Source organism: Hyphomonas sp. CY54-11-8 (genome assembly GCF_000682735.1).
GTDB lineage: Bacteria > Pseudomonadota > Alphaproteobacteria > Caulobacterales > Hyphomonadaceae > Hyphomonas.
In genome coordinates, this window is sequence record NZ_AWFD01000008.1 from 1 (window position 1) to 18,644 (window position 18,644).

Consider the following 18,644-nt stretch of genomic DNA (forward strand, 5'->3'; position numbering starts at 1 on the left):
CTCGACGAACTGGCCGAGCAAGACGACTGGGTCCTCTCGCTGCCCGAGCCCGACGATATCCAGAACCTTCCCTGGCTGGAAACGCTTGGTGAAACCGGGACCCTGGTACTTCTCGAAAAGCTGGACCGTCTTGCAGAGGATACCGATGGCGAGGCCCGGTCAGACCTGCTGAGCGCAAAGCTGGTCGGGCTTCAGCGACACCTTTCCCTCGTCTTTCATAGGTTCATCGATGGCGACACGGCAGATCGCAGAAAGCTCAAGCTGCACGTAAACGGGATTGCCGTAGAGGCATTCGATCCGTTTTGCAGAGGGCAGGCCGCAACGCAGGAATTGCCGGTCGAACGCATGTCCATAGGCGGGGAGACGATCGAGATCCGCCCCTACATCTTGCCGCACCATTCCAAGCTCTCGCCGCAGACATGGCGGTACTACAAGGACAGGAGCGATTTTCTCTCGAACCAGGGAGCGTATGTCTACCGGAACGGGCGGCTGATGGCATGGGGTGACTGGTTCCGGATGATCCCGAAAGGTGAAGCCACGAAACTGGCGCGCGTCCGCATCGACTTTCCCTCTACGCTTGACGCCCTTTGGACGATCGACATCAAGAAGTCGCGCGCTCACCCACCCCCAGCCGTTCGCGCCAGATTCAAGAGGATCATCGAGAGAATTGCCGGCAGAAGTGTGCGGGTCCATCGGGGAAGGGGAGAGCGGATGCTCCAGGCGGATGCTTCCCCTGTCTGGATACGCACCGTAGGACGTGATGGCATCATTTCCTATGCGCCCGATTTCGATCATCCCCTGCTGCAAGCAGCGATCGCAGGTGCGGATTCGGAGAACGAGGGCGCGGTCCGCGCTGCATTGTCCGCTCTTGGGGCCGCTCTGCCGGTCGACGCGCTCTATGCGGACTTCGCCGACGATCCGAAGCGGGTGTCCCTGGCGCCGGACAGTACCGACAAGCAGCGTGAAGTCATTGCCGAGCTGAAATCGGTGCTCGATCCGGACCGCGAAATGGAGCCGCGGGAATTCGCCCGACTTGTCCTGTCGACTGGACTCGCAGGCCGAAATATCGAAGTGATCGAGGCCGTCGCCCTTGAGTTGTATGCGGCCTGAGCAGGAGTTGGATCATGTTCGATGACGGGGAAGCGCAACAGGTGCTTCGAGCACTTGTCGGGAAGTTCGGAAAAAGCGGGACAGAACAGCCTGCGGTAGCGGAACTCGAGGCAACAGCGCGAAGACTTGCTGAGGCCTTTGAATTCGACGTCGATATCGAGTCCATCGTCCTCCAGGCCCGGGAGCAGATATCGCACCGCATGGGCGAAGGGGTATCTCTCCTCGGACCCGATGCCGCGCATGACCCCAAGTGGTTGTCGCATCGGTCGATCGAATGGAAATATTCCGATTCCTATCTGGAATTTCTCCGGCAGGACGGATGGTCTCCGAGAATTGCAGATACTCTTGGGGGCGTGACCCGACGCCTTGTCGGTTACCTTCAGGATCCGGATGTCGAAGGCAGCTGGGACCGAAGAGGACTTGTCATCGGTCATGTGCAGTCCGGCAAGACGGCAAACTATTTGGGACTGGTCGCTCGTGCCGCCGACGCGGGTTACAAGTTCATCGTGGTGGTTGCCGGGATTCACAACAATCTACGGCGTCAGACGCAGGAGCGCGTGGACGAGGGGTTTGTCGGAGAGGTCAGTGACCCCGCACGAAAGGAAAAGCTCAAGGCACAGACTGGCACCTCGAAGATCGGCGTGGGCCTGGTCGATCCCGACCACCGGCGCCCGGTTTCGCTGACGTCTACCGCCGATGACTTCAAGAAGGCTGTTGCCACTTCGCTGCGCAGCGGGCTCGAGGACTGGAGCAAGCCTGTCATCGTCGTGATCAAGAAGAACCGTTCGACGCTCAAGGCCCTGAACGACTGGCTCGTGGACTTCAATCGGGACCCGGGACAGAAGCAGATTGCCAATATTCCAATGCTGTTCATCGATGACGAGGCTGACAATGCGTCGATCAATACAAACAAGCCCGAGCTGAAGCCGACAACAACCAACAGGCTCATTCGCAATCTGCTCGGTCTGTTCCGGAAGAGCTGCTATGTCGGTTATACGGCAACGCCTTTTGCGAACATCTTCATCAACCCCGAAGCCTATGATGAGGAGTCCCGCAAGGATCTGTTTCCGGAGCACTTCATTCACTGTCTCGATGCGCCGGACAACTATTTCGGAGCAGAGCGCCTGTTCCTCGATGACAATTCGAAGGCCCGCCACATCAAGGCCATTTCGGATTGTGAAGACATCATTCCTCTCAAGCACGCAAAGACGCACGAATTTTCCGAACTGCCCAAGTCTCTGAAGGAGGCAATTCGATCTTTCCTGCTGGTCCGTGCCATACGAACGGCACGTGGCCAGCAGAAGAAACACTGCTCGATGCTGATAAATGTCTCGCGCTTCGTGGATGTCCAGCGAGAAGTCGATCGGCAAGTCACGGAATATCTGGAGGAGCTGCGCAACGCGATTCTGGCCTGCGCGGGCATGCCCGAGGAGATCGCTGACAGGAACCCTCATCTGGCAGCGATCAGATCGACTTTCGAAACGCTGAAGTTCAACGAGGCCCGAATCGACTGGAAGGAGGTTCTGACCTTCCTGCCCGATGCCAGCCGCTCGGTCGTGACGGCGGTCGTCAACAGCAAGTCACCTGATGGCTTGAACTACGCGGAATTCTCCGATCGTGGCGAGGCGCTCAACGTGATTGCCATCGGCGGCCTCAGCCTTTCTCGAGGTCTTACAATCGAGGGGCTGACGATCAGCTACATGTACCGAAACACGAAGATGTACGACACGCTGCTGCAGATGGGGAGGTGGTTCGGCTATCGCCCAGGCTACGAGGATCTTTGCCGCGTCTGGCTGGCACCAGATTCTATCGGTTGGTACACGCACATTTCGGAAGCTTCCGAGGAATTGCGTGATCGCATCAAGGAAATGAACAGGGTGAATGCAACTCCCCGCACATTCGGGCTGATGGTGGAATCCCATCCGGACAGTCTGACAGTTACCGCCATGAACAAGATGCGCGCCGCCGAAACACGAACCGTCAGCGTCAGTTATGATGGAAAGCTCGTCGAGACATATGTTCTGTCTAGGGCAGAGAAGCCACACGAGGAAAACAGGGCGCTGTTCGAAAGGCTTCACTCCCTCCTTGTCGACGAGCATGCCGACCAGCTGGTCAGGGGAGGTGAGCGACCGGCATCTCGGGTCTGGCGCGGAGTTCCGGCAGACGTGGTCAATGATTTCCTCGCCGATTTCCGCGTGCATGCCCACAGTGCCGAGAGGCTGATGAGCGCCCGGAAGTATCTTTCTCTCATCAAGGAACGATTTCCAGTATGGGACATCGCCTTTGTTTCCTTGGCCAACGCGGGAGGCAAGAGCGATTCCACCCGCTTTGGCGAATTCCACATGGTCCACCAGTCACGCAGTGCGGGAACGAGCGAGGACAAGCTCAAGGAAATCGAAGGCGGCCTCTTCGTCACCAACAATCAGCGCGTCGCCGGCACAGGAGACGAAAGCGCCGGCCTTAACTCGGAGGAGATGGATGCCGCAATGAAGGTCGCCGCCTCCCGTGATCGAGAAAAATGGACCGACAGGGATACCCGTCATGTCAGTGTCAGGGGTGCGCCGCTGCTTATGCTTCATCTGATCGACCTCGAGAACCCGCTGGTGGAGTCTGATGAAAACAAGTTGCTCAAGGGCGCTCCTGCCATTGGTCTGAGCTTTCCCGCGACCGGAGACTTCTCCACGGTCGAGTACGTCCTGAACCAGGTGATGATCAAGCAGCTGGAAAGCGAACAATTCGATGCTGCCGACGAGGAGGACGATTACGATCGGGATGATGCAGCGATCGACTCGGGGGAGGCGGCATGAAGGGTCACTGGGACCAGCTTCATCCGCCAGCTGCCGGTTATACATGGAAGCTGAGGCGTTCCGATTCGCCGATCCGCACATTGTTCGGTCGACACGCGGATGGGCACGTGGCGTTTATGCTGGAAATGGAGCGCGACTATCCCGACCTGCTGAGACGACTGCCTGAAATCCAGGGATTGACCCTCGATCATCAGATGTTTTCTGAAAGCCGTTCGTACGGATTGCTCGTGGCGCTTCGCGAGGCAAATGACGAGGAACTGTTTGCAAGTCTTTGCGACGATCTCGCAGACTGTATCGAAGACCTGACAGATGAACGGCAGGCCGTGCTGTCCTTTCTTGGAAGACTGGAGCGCTGGCAGCGCTTCCTTGCACGAGACGGGCGCCGACTTCTGTCGACGGACAGTATTCGAGGACTGGTCGCAGAGCTCGAGATCGTTCGATACCTCGTTGCCGATCGAAAGCGTTCGGCGACGGAGGTGGTGAAGGGTTGGGAAGGACCATTGAGGGCTCCCCAGGATTTTCGTCTCCCGAACCAGATGATCGAGGTGAAATCATGGGGTGGTGCAGAAGGCGCGAAAGTCAGGATCTCGTCCGAAGTCCAGCTGCAGGTGGTCGATCGGCCCATCTATCTCGCTGCGGTTCATCTGGTCGAGGACAATGAATCACCAAGAGGCCAGTCACTGAACGACATTGTGAAGGCTACCAGATCGATCCTCCCATCGGAGGTCATCAATCTCTTCGAGAACCGGCTGGACGCAGCCCGCTATATCGAACTGCCGTACTACGACGCGCCGAGATTCCGGATAGATGCGACCGATTTCTTCGAGGTCGCAGAAGACTTTCCAGCGCTCGTGCCGGATCGGCTGCCTCCAGCGACAACGGACGTCCAGTACACACTGGATCTCGCACAGCTTTCAGCATTCAGAATCTCGGAAATACCGGAACCAGCCGATGAGTGAAGTAAAGGTAGAAGACACGTTCGAGGAATTTCGTCAGGAAGTCCTGGCCTCTGCCGCGGCGAACAAGGACTTCGAGAAGATCGAGTTCCTGAACGCGTTCGGCCGTGAACTCGAGGAATGCGACGAGATCGAGGAGCTCCAGACCTGCATCTCCCCGAATATACGCGGTGTTCAGGTCGACGGGTTCGGCTTCAATTCCGATGAAGGCCTCGATCTCTTCATCGCGGACTTCAATCAACGCTCTGCTCTCGAGACACTTACACGGACCGAAGTGACGACGTTCGTGAAACGCCTGACATCCTTCTTTTCGCGATCCCTTTCGGGTGAGCTGCATCGCTCCCTGGAAGAGACTTCGGAAGTCTATGCGGTATCAAGAGCCATCCACGAGCGAGGCGGCAAGTTCGGGCGGGTTCGCTTGTACGTCCTTTCGGAAAGGCAATTGAGCGATCGTTTTGAATCGATCGATTTGTCGCTGAACGAGGATGCAACGCCCGTCGCGCTTCATATCTGGGACATGAGTCGCCTGCATCGGCTCCGGACTTCCCGGAATCAGAAGGAAGCCATCGAGATCGACTTCGGGACTTTTGCAACGGGGCCAATCCCATGCCTGTCGGCGCACCTTGAGAGCGATGTCTACAAATCCTATCTTCTGGCGCTTCCGGGCTCCGTCCTGGCAGACCTCTATGCGCGCTACGGCGCGAGACTGCTCGAACAGAATGTTCGTGCCTTTCTTCAGGCGACCAACAAGGCCAATCGCGGAATTCGGGATACGATCCTGGAAGATCCGGGCATGTTCTTCGCCTACAATAACGGCATTACCGCAACGGCCTCTGCGGTAGATGTCGAAGCCGACGGCGACACGACAAGAGTGCGCGCCATACGTGACCTGCAGATAGTGAACGGTGGTCAGACAACCGCATCCCTGTTTCATGCGCGCAGGAAGGACAAGGCCGATCTGTCCAAGGTCTTTGTCCAGATGAAGCTGACGGTGATCGACGAAAGCAGATTCGAGGAGGTCGTGCCCAGGATTTCGCAATATGCGAACACGCAGAACACGGTCAATGCCGCGGACTTCTTTGCAAACCACCCGTTCCACATTCGGATGGAGTCCTTTTCGAGAAGACTCTGGGCTCCCGCACCACCCGGGCAGCAGACCGAGACCAGATGGTACTACGAGCGAGTTCGAGGGCAGTATGCAGAAGAACAGACACGGCTCGACGCGCGCGGCAAGCGGGTGTTCCTTCAGCAGAATCCCAAGAGCCAGCTTCTTCGAAAGACGGATCTGGCGAAGTACGACAATATCTGGGACGATGACCCTGTGCGCGTAAACCTCGGGGCCCAGAAGAACTTCGCCCGCTACGCTGTTCGTATCGGCGAGGAATGGAAGAAGGACGCCGATCGGTTCGACGAGCAGTACTTCAAGCAGGCCGTTGCAAGGGCAATCATCTTCAAGTCCAGCGAGCGTATCGTGTCGGCGCAAACCTGGTACGAAGGCGGTTATCGCGCCAACATCGTCAACTATGCCAATGCGCTGCTCTCCCACGCCCTCGGCGCAGAAGATCTGCAGCTCGATGTGGAAGCCCTCTGGCAGGCACAGCGCATTCCGGATTCGCTCTCGTTCGTCATAGCGAGCCTTGCGGAAGTCGTGAACGAAGAGCTCACAAGTTCAAGTCGCGGTTTGTCCAATGTAAGCGAGTGGGCAAAGAAGACAGATTGCTGGACAGCTATCCTGAAGCATCTTCCGCATGCGCGATCGATTGTCCGGAAATCCTGCAGCGATTGGGCCGTGCCGCCAGCGTCACGCCGCCTTGCTTCGGGAACCTGAAGACACCCGCTCGGTCAGGTTTTCTTCTCTCGAGTCGGCTCCTTGCAGAAGGTTCCAGACCACGTCGGCAATGTTCCGGGCCAGGAAAGGGGGGACTGCATTGCCGACCTGTACGTATTGCTGCGTTCGATTCCCGAGGAACACGTAATTGTCCGGAAAGGTCTGAAGTCGCGCGGCTTCCCTCACAGTCAGACTTCTGCACTGAAGGGGGTCCGGGTGTATGAAATAGTGCCCATCCTTGGAGATGTGGCTCGTGACTGTGGTCGAGGGACGCGACCAGAGCTGGACGCGAAACCGGTCGGAAAAGTTTCCGGACGTCCAGTTTCCGTGATTGGGCGAAAGAGACTTCGGGAATTCGTGTGCCTTGGGCGAGCGCATGTGAACGAGCGCAAAGACCGAGGCGAAGAGATATCTGCTGAGGTCGGAGCGAATATGTGTTCTGGCCTCATGATTGTGGGTGCGCTTCAAACGAGGGTCCAGTATCCAGTTTGCGAGTGCTTCCGGACACCGCTTCGACACGCCGGGGACGCCTTGTTCGGTTCGATCAAGCTCCGCGTTCCTGGCCCTGAACGCCTCCAGACGGTCCACAGCCTTGTCGTGCAACTTCGGATCGGTCTTGTCCGTCTCCCGAATTATCACCTGGTAGGCGGCCTCGACCGCCCCGCGCCAGTTCTCGAGACTGTCCGGTTCCTTGCTGAGGCCCGATCTCAGATGCGGAAGCCCCTTCAGGACATTCTGGGAGCTTGCTGGCGGGTAATGCCTGAGACCGATACCGGAGTCGGCTTTCCACAGATCCTTCCTGATACCGATAATGATGACGCGGTGTCTCGCCTGCGGGAGGCCCCAGTCCTCGGCTCTAACGAGGAAATCCCTCATGGCAAGATCATCGGACTGGTCGAACAGCCGGTCCCCGGCATTCAGAGCTACCAGGCGATAGCCTGTTCCTCTCGATCCGGCATTCCGAAGGTCCTCGAGAATCTGAGAGGCGATCACCTGTCCATTGACACTGGACGAGACAATGCCCTTGACGTTCTCCATGACGAACAAGGCCGGATTCACGCGTTCGAGGATCCGGATGTACTCTCGATACAGGAAATGGCGTTGGTCCTTCTCGGGCTTGTATTCCTTGTTTCCCCCATTTCGGGAGCGTCCGGCCAGCGAATAGGCCTGGCAGGGTGGTCCGCCAATCACGATGCAGCGGTCGTTGGCTTCTGCAACAATTGTATCGAGCCGCTCGTCGATGATGCGATCAGCGGCCTTCTTTCCGAGTTCGAGGCACTGCGCTTCCTCTCGCGCCTTTTTCCACTCGGCTGGATACAGGGTCGCCCAGTCGGGCTGCTCGCTATTGCCGTTAAGCCAGTCATAGTATTCATCCGGAAAGGCGTCGGAAAATTGCCGAAGAAAGGCTCTCAGCAATAGCGTCTTGTGGGCTGCCTCATCCTTCTCGACCGAAAGCGAAATCCTGAATCTCCGAGAGCCATCCTCGGCGCGAGATGCGCAGAACCCTTCAGCAAGGCCGCCTGGCCCTGCAAACAGATCGATGACGTGATATGATTCGGACAAGTCTCGAGGCCTCCGGCGTTTTGCCGAGTCTATACAATTTGGCGTCTCTCGCCAGGATGGAAATTCGGTGGTTGATGTAGTTTCTTCGAAAGTCCGGTCCCGAATGATGGCCGGAATCGGGGGGAAGGACACAAAGCCGGAACTGGCCCTTCGGAAGGGGCTCTTTGCCCTCGGCTTGCGCTATCGACTTCACGACCGGAAATTGCCTGGTCGACCCGATATCGTGCTTCCCAGGTGGAACGCGGTTGTCTTTGTGCATGGTTGCTTCTGGCATCGCCATCCAGGCTGCAGGTTTGCCACCACGCCGTCGACACGAACCGAATTCTGGCTCGACAAGTTCGAGAAGAATGTCGCGCGCGATCAGCGAAACATCGTTGCGCTGCAGACGCTGGGCTGGAGGGTCCTTGTCGTCTGGGAGTGCGACATCAAGGCTGATCCGGGCGGCACTTTAAAGCGTGTTGAGCGATGGATCCGCCGTGGGGCCTCCAGGTGATCGTCTCCTTGTGCGAACGCCCCTCTGACGAGGGGTCTGTTCGGAGGCGATGAGCAAATCGTCTCGATGTTCCGATAATCGTGGGCCGCCTCCTGCCCGGCTCGTCTCCGGTCACGCCGCGTTGCGGCGCGCTGCGGGGGCTCGCCGGCGTGTCGCCGCGCCTGCGCTTCCTCGCTGCGGGGCAGAGGGGGTCGTAGGCGCGGTCGGATAGTCGGTTGCGTCGTGTCACGGGCATTGGAGTGCTTTCCCGGAAAGCCGGTCGGGGGCGGACGGCGCGTGTGCCGGCGCGCGGCCTGGCTGCAAGGCGGCGGGCTTTAGGGGGCGTCGGGGTGGCTGGGGCCTCTTACCTGATCCCCTTGCAGCCAGTCCTTGTGCGCGCCGGCTGCCGCGACCTCCGCCGCCCCCTCCCGTCTTGCCGGGAAAAGCGACAGGGCGGGAAGGAGGATGAGATGACGATCCGCACGACACAAGAGATGGCAACGCCCCGCCGGCCGGAACGCCCCCGAATCTATGTGGCATGCCTTGCCGCCTATAATGCCGGACACCTGCATGGGCGGTGGATCGAGGCGAGCGAACCGGTAGAGGTGAGGGAAGAGGTGCGCGCGATGCTTGCCGCGTCGCCGGAACCGGATGCGGAAGAGTACGCGATTCATGACCACGAGGGGTTCGAAGGGTGCCGGATTTCTGAATGGGCGAGCTTCGACCTGGTGTGTGCGCTTGCCGATTTCATCGAGCAACATGGGCGCCTTGGTGCAAAGCTCTACGGCCATTTCGGCGAAAGTCTGGATGAGGCCTGCGCGGCGCTCGAGAACTATGCCGGTGAATATCGCTCCCTTGCTGACTTTGCCGAGGAACTCACCCGCGAGACCGGAACGGAAATCCCGAAGGCGCTCGAATACTATATCGACTGGGCCGCGATGGGCCGGGATCTCGAGCTGAACGGCGACGTGTTCGCCATCACGCTCGGCTTCGACGAGGTGCATGTGTTCTGGAGCCGCTGACGGGGCGACAACGGGCTGTCCGGTGCTTCTTTTCGGCCGAGCAGCCTTTCCGTCTCGTTCGTCCCTGTCTCTTGCCTTCTGACCTGGACGGCCCGGCCCGGCCCTGAAACCGGCTAGTGCTCACGAATTTCCTCTGCGCGTTCCACGCATTCATCGCGAGGCAAATTCGCGGGCACCTGCCGGTGCGCCGCTTCGCTTTGCCCCTGCGGGTTCTGGGCCTTTCCAGACCGTCCCTTCGGTCGGGCGTCGACAGGGACGTGCAAGTTCCCGCTCGGCATCCACGCAAACGAAAAGGAGAACACCCCATGGCAAACGCACTCGGCTACGTCCGCGAAACCGCAACCGGCTTCGAAGGCAATCTCGCAATGATAAATCTTGCGGCGCCCATCCAGATCGAGAGGAATGCCGAGAAGATGGTGGACGCCCAACCGGACTATCGCATTTTCGCAGGCGAGATTCGGACCGAGATTGGCGGCGGCTGGATCGTCAAGGCAAAGTCCAGCGGCAGGGAATACGTCTCCCTGACACTTGCCGACCCGAACATCGGGCCCCGCAAGGTCTATGCGAACCTCGCGCCCGTGAAGGGCAAGAAAGGCCGCCACGTGATACTCTGGAACCCGAAGGACTGATCGCAGCGGTGACGGCACCTGCAGGTGCCGTCACCTTTCGTTTGTGTGCTTTAAGCGGTCGCCCGCACGCCTCGCCGAAAGAGCCGCATTGAGCAGGGTGAGGCACCATCACGAGGTCATGTTCTGCAAACGCTCGTGGCAGCGACCGTCATCCGCCTCATGACCGCTTGCGATCACATTGTGTGATTTCAAGTTGCCGAATTGTGATTGCGTCAGTCGATTGCCTAGGCCATCGGGAACCGGTTCAGGTACCGCGTCATGGACCAACTGAGCGCAGGGGTTTCGATGTCAAAGAGCCTGGCGCGGTTAAAGGCAGGAATGGCGGCGACATGATCGTCTGGAACGCACAGGACTGAGTCTCAGGTACCAGGCTGAGCGACAGGGAACCCTGTCGCTCAGTAGCCTTAAATAACAAAAAATACCAAAAATATTAGTTGCTTGACGTCTGCTTTCATTCGTGTGACTTGTCACTCAGCAACTAACAAAATGGTCGATTTTCGTTATTATGACAGATCAGGCTAAGAACAATCGTCTCGGCGAATATGTCATCAGTTCGGTCGGCGAGGAACGGTATCGCGCCTATATTCCCGCGCCTTTGCCGCCTGATCCGCCTCTCGACATGACGCGCCTATACCCCTTGCTTGATCAGGCGAGTACCGCGCTCGGCCGGCTTGACGGCATGAGCATGATTCTGCCGGATCCTTCGCTCTTCCTTTATATGTATGTCCGCAAGGAAGCCGTCCTGTCATCTCAGATTGAGGGGACCCAATCTTCACTTTCGGACCTCCTGCTCTTCGAAGTGGATGAGGCCCCGGGCGCGCCGCTCGACGATGTAACAGAAGTTTCCTGCTATGTTGCTGCGCTCACCTATGGGCTCACACGCCTGAACGATCTGCCGCTCTCGCTCCGGCTTCTACGGGAAATCCACGCGCACCTCATGAACAATGCGCGCGGCGGTAACAAGAATCCTGGTGAGTTCAGGACCTCCCAGAACTGGCTCGGCGGCACCCGCCCCGGCAATGCCGTTTTCGTGCCGCCGCCGCCAGACAAACTCGCAGACTGCCTCGGCCGCTTTGAGACTTTCCTTCACGACGAAACCGTCCGGCTTCCCGTCCTCGTCAAGGCGGCGCTTGCTCATCTGCAGTTCGAGACAATCCACCCTTTCCTTGACGGCAACGGGCGGCTCGGTCGCTTGCTCATCACACTGATACTTTGCGCCGAGGGTATTCTGCGCGATCCGCTGCTCTATCTCAGTCTCTATCTAAAGACCCATCGCGCTCGGTACTATGAATTGCTGCAATCGGTTCGCGAAACCGGGAATTGGGAGGACTGGATTGAGTTCTTCCTGCAGGGCGTCATTGAGACGTCCCGGCAAGCAACCGATGCAGCGCAAGCGATCGTCAAACTCTTCAAGGATGACCGCGTCACGATCGAAAAAAGTGGCCGGTCGACGGCTTCGGCTTTGTCTATCCACGCGCTTCTACAAAATCGACCAATCGCGACATCGACGCGCGTGACAGAAGCGACGGGCATGTCCCTTCCGACCGCGCTCAGGAATCTTGCGTTGCTGGAGGAACTGGGCATTGTCCGGGAAATCACCGGCAAGGATCGTAACAAGATTTTCGTCTACGGGAAGTTTCTGGATATCCTGAGTCAGGGAACTGAACCTCTGCAGCGGTAGAAGTAAAGAAGGGGGGAGGGGTGTTCACACCCCATGCACCTTCGATGCTGACAGACCGCCGAGCGATCCAGTCTCAAACACCCACAGCTAAAGGAGATCTCGTCCGGAAAAGCCGTGTACGGAAGCCTCTGCTAGCGATTACGAAATGTTCGGAGATCAGCTCACAGCTCAACGATTACGGGCGGATACACCCAAGAAATGCGTATACGTCAGCGTTCGTGTTCATTTTCACGCTCGCCCGGTCTCTGACGCAGGCTGATCCGCACGCCTTGCATGTTGGATGAAGTTCGTGACGCGTGCGCGATGGCGCTGATCATTTGCTGCACCGAGGGCAAGGGGCGGGCTGGCGATCGTGTGCGTGCTTCTCCACCAGGTATCGGACCGAGGCGGGCTGGAGCGCCAACCTGCGCTTGCTGCTGGTGTGCTCTGGCGAGATCGAAGCCGAGCGTTCTGGCTTCCGCCTGCCAAGCCTGGAACAGTGCCGTCCGTTCCCTTGGCCGTTTGGCCTGCCGTGTGCGCAGGGCTGCCAGTTCCATCCCCTTGGCCGTACGGTAGCCATAGGTGTCGGCCGCGCTTTCGATCGCCTGCCTGCGCTTCGAAAAGGCGCGTTCGATGTCGCGGGGGATCGCGGCAAGGCGGAAGCTCGTGCCATGGCGCTCCACGGCATGGCCATCGCGCTCGAGTCCATTGGCGAGGTGTGCGCGGTAGATGGCGCCGGCTTCCTTCTGGGCTTTGTAGAGATTGCGGCTGACGAGACTGCCCCAGCTTCCGTCACGTCGGGGCGCCAGATTGAAGATGAAGGCGTGGGTGTGAAGCTGAGGGTCGAGATCACGGCTCGTGTGGTGGTGGAAACGAGCAATCGTCAGGCCGGCGACGGGCTCGCGGATCGCGCCGCCCTTGCCGCGCCTTGTGAATGCGTGAAGGTCTTCGAGATGGGTGGTGGCGGCATGAACAGCTTGACGGTGAGCAGCTTCGATCCTGGCGCGTTCAGTAGGGGATGAAAGCGCCCACATGACCGACACCGATTTTGGGGCCGAGAATGTCATGTCCCAGCCGGGAGCGTGCGACTTTCCAATCTGGGTGAGGCGTGTGCCGGTTTTCGGATCGTGCCCATTCAGAGCAGCTTCGAAATCCGCCTTGGAGACGGGGCCTTCAAGCGCGAGCCGTTCAGCGCCTCTGCCGTCCCATTCGCCATCTGCTTCGGCCTCGCCCTGGCCAGTATAGTATTCGTCCTGAGCCATATGCTTGAAATAGCTGACAGCGGCTGCAACGGACTTCCGGGCGGAGATCGATGCGACCATCAGGTGTCGTGTTCCCGGGAGAATGTATTCCGGATGCGCTGGGCGACTTCCGGCGACAGGATCGAAGTCAGGAAGCTGTTTGGTGCGTCAGGCAGCGGCGCAAGCTCCCGCGCAGGTCTTGTCGTCCAGTCGGCGAGCACACTGGCGGGGCGCAATTCGCTGAGCTGCGGATAGGGGAGGGTGATCTCGTAGGCGTGTTCGCCGGGTCCGATGAGGAGCGCGCGAACACCTTGCTTGAATGCGCCAAGCCTGTCCGACAGTTCGGACGGTGTGATGACAGGCCGAACTTCCCGCTCCTTTGTCCAGCTTGTTGAAATTTGGCCGCCTGACCGTGTTTCGCTCTTGCGGTAGAACTCGACGGTCTGCTGGCCGATCAACCGGCTCGTCGTTTCGGCGCTCTGCCCTAAGTTCATGCGGGTGATGATGTGCGTGCCGATCATGCCGATCCAGGCATCGGCCTGGTCATGCCCGTACGTGTTGCGGATCTGGGAAAGGTCCTGTGCACCGAGCACGACGCTGATGCCCTTGGACCGGCCAACATCCAGCAGGGTCGAGAAATGGGGCAGGCGTTCGAGCTGAGGAAACTCGTCGAGGAAGAGCCAGGTACGCCGTGCCGGGTTTTCCTTCATGGCTGGTGAAGCCGCGTGGGAGGCGAGAAGGCCGATGATGCCGGATAGCCAGGCCTTGGTCAGCTGTGGAAAGCGTCCGTCATGCTGCAGCACGATTGGATGACAGGACGGATGGCGCAGCCAGTCGCGGACAGAGAAGGATCGCCCGCGCGAACTGTTTGGCCAGGCTTCGGCGAGGACGCTCACCACGTTCATATGAGCCTTGAAGGTCGAGATGATGCTTTGCGTCGTCTTGCTGCTTGGCTCTTTCAGGAACTGGATCGCTTCGGGGTGGTAGCTTTCGGCAATACCGAGAAGCGCATCCGCATCCGCGACCACCAGCTTCCGGAGGTCTGTCCAACCCCAGCCACGGCCATGTCTGACCTGGAGCGAGATAACGCAGGCAGTCAGGATCTCGCGCGCTGCGTCTGACCAGATACGGTCGGACCGGCTTTCAGGGATGAGCCGCGCCGCGAGCTCACGCGCTTCCTGAGGCGTCTGGCAGTCGGTCGCAATGTCCCATTGCAGGGAGCGAGCGTCATGAGGCGCAATGATATTGCCGATCCTGGGCAACTTCGAGGTCATGTCGCCTTTGACATCGAGCACCAGCACCTTGTCACCTCGCTCAATGGCCTGAAGCATGAGGTGCAGCATGGCGGTGGTCTTACCTGCGCCGGTACTGCCCCAGATCAGGAAGTGACGGCTTTCACGGTCGCGGCTGATGGGAATGCCGGGCGGAAACTCAAGCCCGGATCCAGACCGGCGACACTCGCGTTTTGACAGCGATTGGAGCGCTCGTCGCGCGGTCCTGCCTGCAAGGTGCTTCCGCCCACGAATGACTTTGGGGGGTGGGCGGGCGGTCATCGTCTGACGGATGAAGCCGATCAGGGCGAGGAGTGATAGTCCCGTCAAAACCGCGACGGCATTGTGCCGGAGCATGAATTGCCAGGTCGTTCCATAGTGGTCGAGGATGCGTCGGCATCTCGGCCAGTCGGCAGATCCGATAGGGTCGCCAATGAGTGAGGTGATCCGGGCTTTGCCGCATCTCGCCATGAACGCGCTGTCGTGGCGAGCGTAGACGCCCTCATCGGTATAGGTGCCAGGTGGGTAGAATTCGAAGCCGAGCTTGTAGGCTCCGATAGCAGTTGCGCCGAACAGGACTGCGAAGGTGAAGAGGACGGGCTTGAGGTGTCTCATGGTACGATCCTCAACCGGCAGTCCGGCCGCTGAGAGCAAGGAGCAACTGCTCGAACATGGATTCAATGCGTCCAAGCGCGCTGGACTGCTTGTCGATTGTGGTCGAAGCTGCATTGAGGTCCTGGGACAGAGCTGCGAGCCTTCGCTCGATCTTCAAGAGGCGTTCGGCCTGCGTGTACGGATCACCGTCTGTCAGGCCCGACAGGATAAGCTCTCGTGCGACGCCCGTCGGGGTTCCGGACATGCGGCGAGCCCGTACGGTCAGTTGTTCGATATCCGACTCGGCGAGGCGGATCGAAAGGGGCCTGGTTTTACCAGTCATGGGGGCGGCCGCTTCGGCGGGTTCTGGGCCTTCTCGCATTCGGCGAGCCAGCGGAACACGGTGCGCCGGCGGTAACGGACAGCCGAGCCCAGCTTCAGGAAGGGCGGCCCCCCGCCACGGCAACGCCAGGTGGCAAGCGTGCAGACCGGAACGCCGGTCAGCCGAGATACCGAAGGCGTGTCGATGGCCTCATCGAGCCAGCCGGGATTGTCCTGAAGGATATCCTCGATTTCGGGAAAGTGGTCACGGGGGACGGGCATGCACTCTACTCCTCATACTGTGAGTAGGGGCAACCCAGCACAGCTTAGTCGATCAGAAAAGAGCAACGAAAGCATTGAGTTACCTGGAGATGCCCGGGAATTCACGCGGCTTCACGATGCACCACTGAAAACCACAAAATTCCTCTCTCATGCGTCCAGACATGACTTTGTATTGAGGTGGCTGAGGCACTCACCAAGCAACAAAAAGTTGTGTGTGGTAAAATAGGCTGTGAATTTAGGCAGCACGTTCCGTAGGCTCACGCACGTCGCCTGTCACGACTTCGTCTCGCTCCTGCTGGACGAGATAGTCAAGGATCTGCCCGGGCCTTCGCTGCGGCTCAGTTCACTGACAATATGTTCTGCTGAGAGTCACATGTTCAGATTGTGACGCGCTCCGCAAGCTGCTTGAGATCCTCCCCGGGGATAGGTGCAGGCCTCGGCAGGCGCCTGTTTGGACTGACCAGAGTTCTTGTGCTCGTTGTCCCAAGTACCGAGAGTGTATGTGCGCATACTCCTTCGGCAAAAAAATGCCGGAGCACAAGGGCTCCGGCACAGGTCATTTGAGGAACGCGCAGTATACTCCTCTCAGGGAGTGATATTCGGGTGTCCATACCCTAGAACTTGTACACCATCTCCAAACCGCTCGACGTGCCCGGGCTCGGGTAGATCGTGTCATTGATGATCGGCAGCAAGTGATAGAAGGACTTGTAATTGTCTACATTCTTCACAAAAAGGTTCACGCTGATTTTGTCAGATGCTGAGGTAAATCCGACGCTGGCATCTATTTCCTTTACGGATGGAATTTTTGCCCGGTCGTTTTCCGCGGTGGATTCCGAAGAGGATTCGTAGCGGTATGCCAACCTTGCTCGGATATCACCGTATCCTCCGACCGGTGTCCGATACAGGAGTGCTGCAGCATAGGTCACTGGTGAGACCTTGCTGAACTTCAGCTGATCGGCGTCGGAGATGCCATCGCCATCGGTGTCAAAGAAAGTGTAGTCCGCATTGGTGTAGCCATAGTTTCCGGTAAAGATGAGCGAGTCGCCATCCACAAATCCGTCTCGAAACATGGCGACAGACGTGTCAATTTCGATACCACTAATATCAGCGCTGCCTGCGTTCAGAACCGTTTGCGCAAGTGTCGGAGGCGGTCCAGTCACAGACCGCTGAAGTCCGTCAACCTGGTTGAAGAACAAAGATCCATTCAGACGCCACCTGCCATCCCAGAAGTCGCTTTTGAAGCCCGCTTCGTAGCTTTTGAGGGACTCTTCATCGAATGGAATAGGCAACCCATCGAGACCCAAACCTGAAGCGGTCGCGCGGCTGTTGAATCCACCGCTGCGAAACCCTTTCGATGCAGTCAAAAATGCCAGGAATTGATCAGTAGGCGTCCAGGTTAGGGTAAGCTTTGGGGAAAAGTCACTCCAGTCCTTGCTTGTTTCACCGGTAAACGAGCAATCAGCTAGAGCAGGTAGCGTGTCTGTGCCGAACAGCGGCGCAGAGTTGCACCCACCTGTGGAGCGCGGAGCGAGATTGAAATCCTTTTCTTCGTAAGTGTAGCGCGCGCCAAGAGTTACCGTGAACTGATCGTTGACATAGTAGTCGCCCTGACCGAACAGGGCATAGGAGCGAGTAGATTGCTGTGCCGCGCCAGCCTGGATCACTTGAATTGGCGCAAGCGGCGGGCCGAGGAACCGTGCTTCTACGAGGTCGAGATTCTGGTCCATCGCAAATAGGCCAACGGTGAAGTCAAGTGATTCAAACAGGCCTTGGGTTGCATAACGCAATTCAAGGCTGGTCTGGTCATGTTTGATCCGTCCCCGGGTTTCGAAACTTGCCGTCGGGCCACCGTCCAGGTCGTTTTTCCCATTGTCGCCATAGTCTGTGTTTCGATACCCTGCAACAGCGGTAACAAGACCCCCAGGGGCGTTGATGTTCGCCTCGAGAACATAGGTTGTCGAAGTGATATCGACCTGATTGTCAGAATTGCGGTTTGCTGTGAAATAGCCGGCAGAATAGGTCGGATCGATCGCGAGAGCTGTATCGCTGTCATTCTGATTGCGTTCGACGATGAAGGTCAGGTCACCGACACCATCCTCATCATACTTGATTGCAGCGCGGTAGTTCTTGATGTCCTTGTCCCCAAGCGTCCCTCCGATCGCATTGAGATTGCCGACGTAGCCGTCTGATTTCAATCCAGCCGCAGATAGAATGATCCCGAGTTTGTTTTCAATGAGCGTCGCATCGACATACCCCATCACATCGAGGCGGTTATCACTTCCGATCACGCTGCGAAGCTGACCCGTGGCCCCCGCTTCCAAGCCAGGGCGACGTGTGCGGACTACGACCGCGCCACCAGTAACGTTTCGGCCGAAAAGCGTGCCCTGAGGCCCCCTCAAAACCTCGATCGACTCCACATCAAATGTTTCGAGGAAGGATCCAAAACGTTGCCCGTAAAATATTCCGTCCTTGATCAAACCGACAGCTGGATCGAGAGAAGCGGTGGATTCCGGCGTACCAAGGCCGCGAATGGCGAAGGAAGCTGTCCCGGGAGCCAATGACGTCTCATAGAGCTGGGTGTTTGGGGAATAAAATCCGACATCCCGCAGATCGTCGGCAAGTACTGCACGAACTGTATTGGCATTGAATGCAGTGAGCGCGATCGGGACATCCTGGGCAGCTTCGCCCGCACTTTTCTTCTGCGCGTTCACGATAACCGTGTCGAGGAAAGCTTCCTCATCTTCCTTTTCCTGAGCGAGGGCGGGAGCTGCGGCCCAGGCTACCGCCAGCGCTGACAACGCTACGCCGTAGGACAGTCGTCGATAGGCAGAGTGCCGGTCGTTACCATAATGAGTTGTCATAGATTTCCTCCCTGGAATTTTATTGGA

At 58.3% G+C, this 18,644-nt stretch carries 14 protein-coding genes; 8 read left to right on the forward strand and 6 right to left on the reverse strand.

The features are described from left to right. From HY17_RS20360 to HY17_RS07500, 4 genes are all read left to right on the forward strand, one after another. On the forward strand, window positions 1-1,110 hold a 1,110-nt coding region (locus HY17_RS20360), incomplete at its 5' end, for a hypothetical protein (protein WP_034765249.1). Window positions 1,111-1,124: 14 nt separating this feature from the next. Further along, entirely contained in the window at window positions 1,125-3,917 is a 2,793-nt protein-coding gene (locus HY17_RS07490; protein ID WP_034765253.1) for a Z1 domain-containing protein, read from the forward strand. Next, window positions 3,914-4,876: a PD-(D/E)XK motif protein gene (locus HY17_RS07495; RefSeq protein WP_034765257.1), complete on the forward strand. Its 963-nt coding sequence runs from the start codon at window positions 3,914-3,916 to the stop codon at window positions 4,874-4,876. The genes HY17_RS07490 and HY17_RS07495 overlap by 4 nt, the downstream gene beginning before the upstream one ends. Further along, window positions 4,869-6,701 (forward strand): AIPR family protein, encoded by a 1,833-nt coding sequence (locus HY17_RS07500; RefSeq protein ID WP_051599816.1) that lies wholly within the window; start codon window positions 4,869-4,871, stop codon window positions 6,699-6,701. Before HY17_RS07495 ends, HY17_RS07500 begins: the two co-directional genes overlap by 8 nt. On the opposite strand, the gene HY17_RS07505 is transcribed toward HY17_RS07500, so the two are convergent. Then, window positions 6,675-8,264, reverse strand: coding sequence for a DNA cytosine methyltransferase (locus HY17_RS07505; RefSeq protein ID WP_034765260.1), 1,590 nt, complete (start codon window positions 8,262-8,264; stop codon window positions 6,675-6,677). The two genes, HY17_RS07500 and HY17_RS07505, sit on opposite strands and share 27 nt — an antisense overlap. Window positions 8,265-8,331: 67 nt before the next feature. Here HY17_RS07505 and HY17_RS07510 point away from each other — a divergent pair, with 67 nt between their 5' ends. The 4 genes from HY17_RS07510 (at window position 8,332) to HY17_RS07525 (ending at window position 12,068) form a co-directional block, all read left to right on the forward strand. Then, a complete protein-coding gene (locus HY17_RS07510; RefSeq protein ID WP_034765262.1) occupies window positions 8,332-8,757 on the forward strand; it encodes a very short patch repair endonuclease in 426 nt (141 codons plus the stop codon). Window positions 8,758-9,206: 449 nt separating this feature from the next. After that, on the forward strand, window positions 9,207-9,758 hold the full coding sequence (locus HY17_RS07515) for an antirestriction protein ArdA (RefSeq protein WP_233348702.1): 552 nt from the start codon (window positions 9,207-9,209) through the stop codon (window positions 9,756-9,758). A 305-nt stretch (window positions 9,759-10,063) separates the two neighbouring features. Further along, window positions 10,064-10,387 carry a DUF736 domain-containing protein gene (locus HY17_RS07520; RefSeq protein ID WP_034765265.1) on the forward strand — a complete coding sequence of 108 codons (324 nt, stop codon included), beginning with the start codon at window positions 10,064-10,066 and terminating at the stop codon, window positions 10,385-10,387. Between the two features lie 505 nt (window positions 10,388-10,892). Beyond that, window positions 10,893-12,068: a Fic family protein gene (locus tag HY17_RS07525; RefSeq protein WP_034765268.1), complete on the forward strand. Its 1,176-nt coding sequence runs from the start codon at window positions 10,893-10,895 to the stop codon at window positions 12,066-12,068. A 209-nt stretch (window positions 12,069-12,277) separates the two neighbouring features. On the opposite strand, the gene mobF is transcribed toward HY17_RS07525, so the two are convergent. From mobF to HY17_RS07550, 5 genes are all read right to left on the reverse strand, one after another. Further along, on the reverse strand, window positions 12,278-13,369 hold the full coding sequence (mobF, locus tag HY17_RS07530) for a MobF family relaxase (protein ID WP_034765270.1): 1,092 nt from the start codon (window positions 13,367-13,369) through the stop codon (window positions 12,278-12,280). After that, the gene (locus HY17_RS07535; protein WP_051599817.1) at window positions 13,369-15,174 is read right to left on the reverse strand and encodes a helicase HerA-like domain-containing protein; all 1,806 of its coding nucleotides are present in this window, start codon (window positions 15,172-15,174) and stop codon (window positions 13,369-13,371) included. The genes mobF and HY17_RS07535 overlap by 1 nt, the downstream gene beginning before the upstream one ends. 10 nt (window positions 15,175-15,184) lie before the next feature. Beyond that, window positions 15,185-15,496: a hypothetical protein gene (locus HY17_RS20205; RefSeq protein WP_034765271.1), complete on the reverse strand. Its 312-nt coding sequence runs from the start codon at window positions 15,494-15,496 to the stop codon at window positions 15,185-15,187. Then, window positions 15,493-15,756 (reverse strand): AlpA family transcriptional regulator, encoded by a 264-nt coding sequence (locus HY17_RS07545; RefSeq protein ID WP_197020246.1) that lies wholly within the window; start codon window positions 15,754-15,756, stop codon window positions 15,493-15,495. The genes HY17_RS20205 and HY17_RS07545 overlap by 4 nt, the downstream gene beginning before the upstream one ends. Window positions 15,757-16,370: 614 nt before the next feature. After that, a complete protein-coding gene (locus tag HY17_RS07550; RefSeq protein ID WP_034765272.1) occupies window positions 16,371-18,617 on the reverse strand; it encodes a TonB-dependent receptor in 2,247 nt (748 codons plus the stop codon). Window positions 18,618-18,644: the final 27 nt, after the last annotated feature.

Excerpts from the sequence above, each read along its gene's own strand:
- HY17_RS07490 (WP_034765253.1), top strand. The coding sequence starts at position 1,125 with ATGTTCGATGACGGGGAAGCGCAACAGGTGCTTCGAGCACTTGTCGGG.
- HY17_RS07495 (WP_034765257.1), top strand. The coding sequence starts at position 3,914 with ATGAAGGGTCACTGGGACCAGCTTCATCCGCCAGCTGCCGGTTATACA.
- HY17_RS07500 (WP_051599816.1), top strand. The coding sequence starts at position 4,869 with ATGAGTGAAGTAAAGGTAGAAGACACGTTCGAGGAATTTCGTCAGGAA.
- HY17_RS07515 (WP_233348702.1), top strand. The coding sequence starts at position 9,207 with ATGACGATCCGCACGACACAAGAGATGGCAACGCCCCGCCGGCCGGAA.
- HY17_RS07520 (WP_034765265.1), top strand. The coding sequence starts at position 10,064 with ATGGCAAACGCACTCGGCTACGTCCGCGAAACCGCAACCGGCTTCGAA.
- HY17_RS07525 (WP_034765268.1), top strand. The coding sequence starts at position 10,893 with ATGACAGATCAGGCTAAGAACAATCGTCTCGGCGAATATGTCATCAGT.
- mobF (WP_034765270.1), bottom strand. The coding sequence starts at position 13,369 with ATGGTCGCATCGATCTCCGCCCGGAAGTCCGTTGCAGCCGCTGTCAGC.
- HY17_RS07535 (WP_051599817.1), bottom strand. The coding sequence starts at position 15,174 with ATGAGACACCTCAAGCCCGTCCTCTTCACCTTCGCAGTCCTGTTCGGC.
- HY17_RS20205 (WP_034765271.1), bottom strand. The coding sequence starts at position 15,496 with ATGACTGGTAAAACCAGGCCCCTTTCGATCCGCCTCGCCGAGTCGGAT.
- HY17_RS07545 (WP_197020246.1), bottom strand. The coding sequence starts at position 15,756 with ATGCCCGTCCCCCGTGACCACTTTCCCGAAATCGAGGATATCCTTCAG.
- HY17_RS07550 (WP_034765272.1), bottom strand. The coding sequence starts at position 18,617 with ATGACAACTCATTATGGTAACGACCGGCACTCTGCCTATCGACGACTG.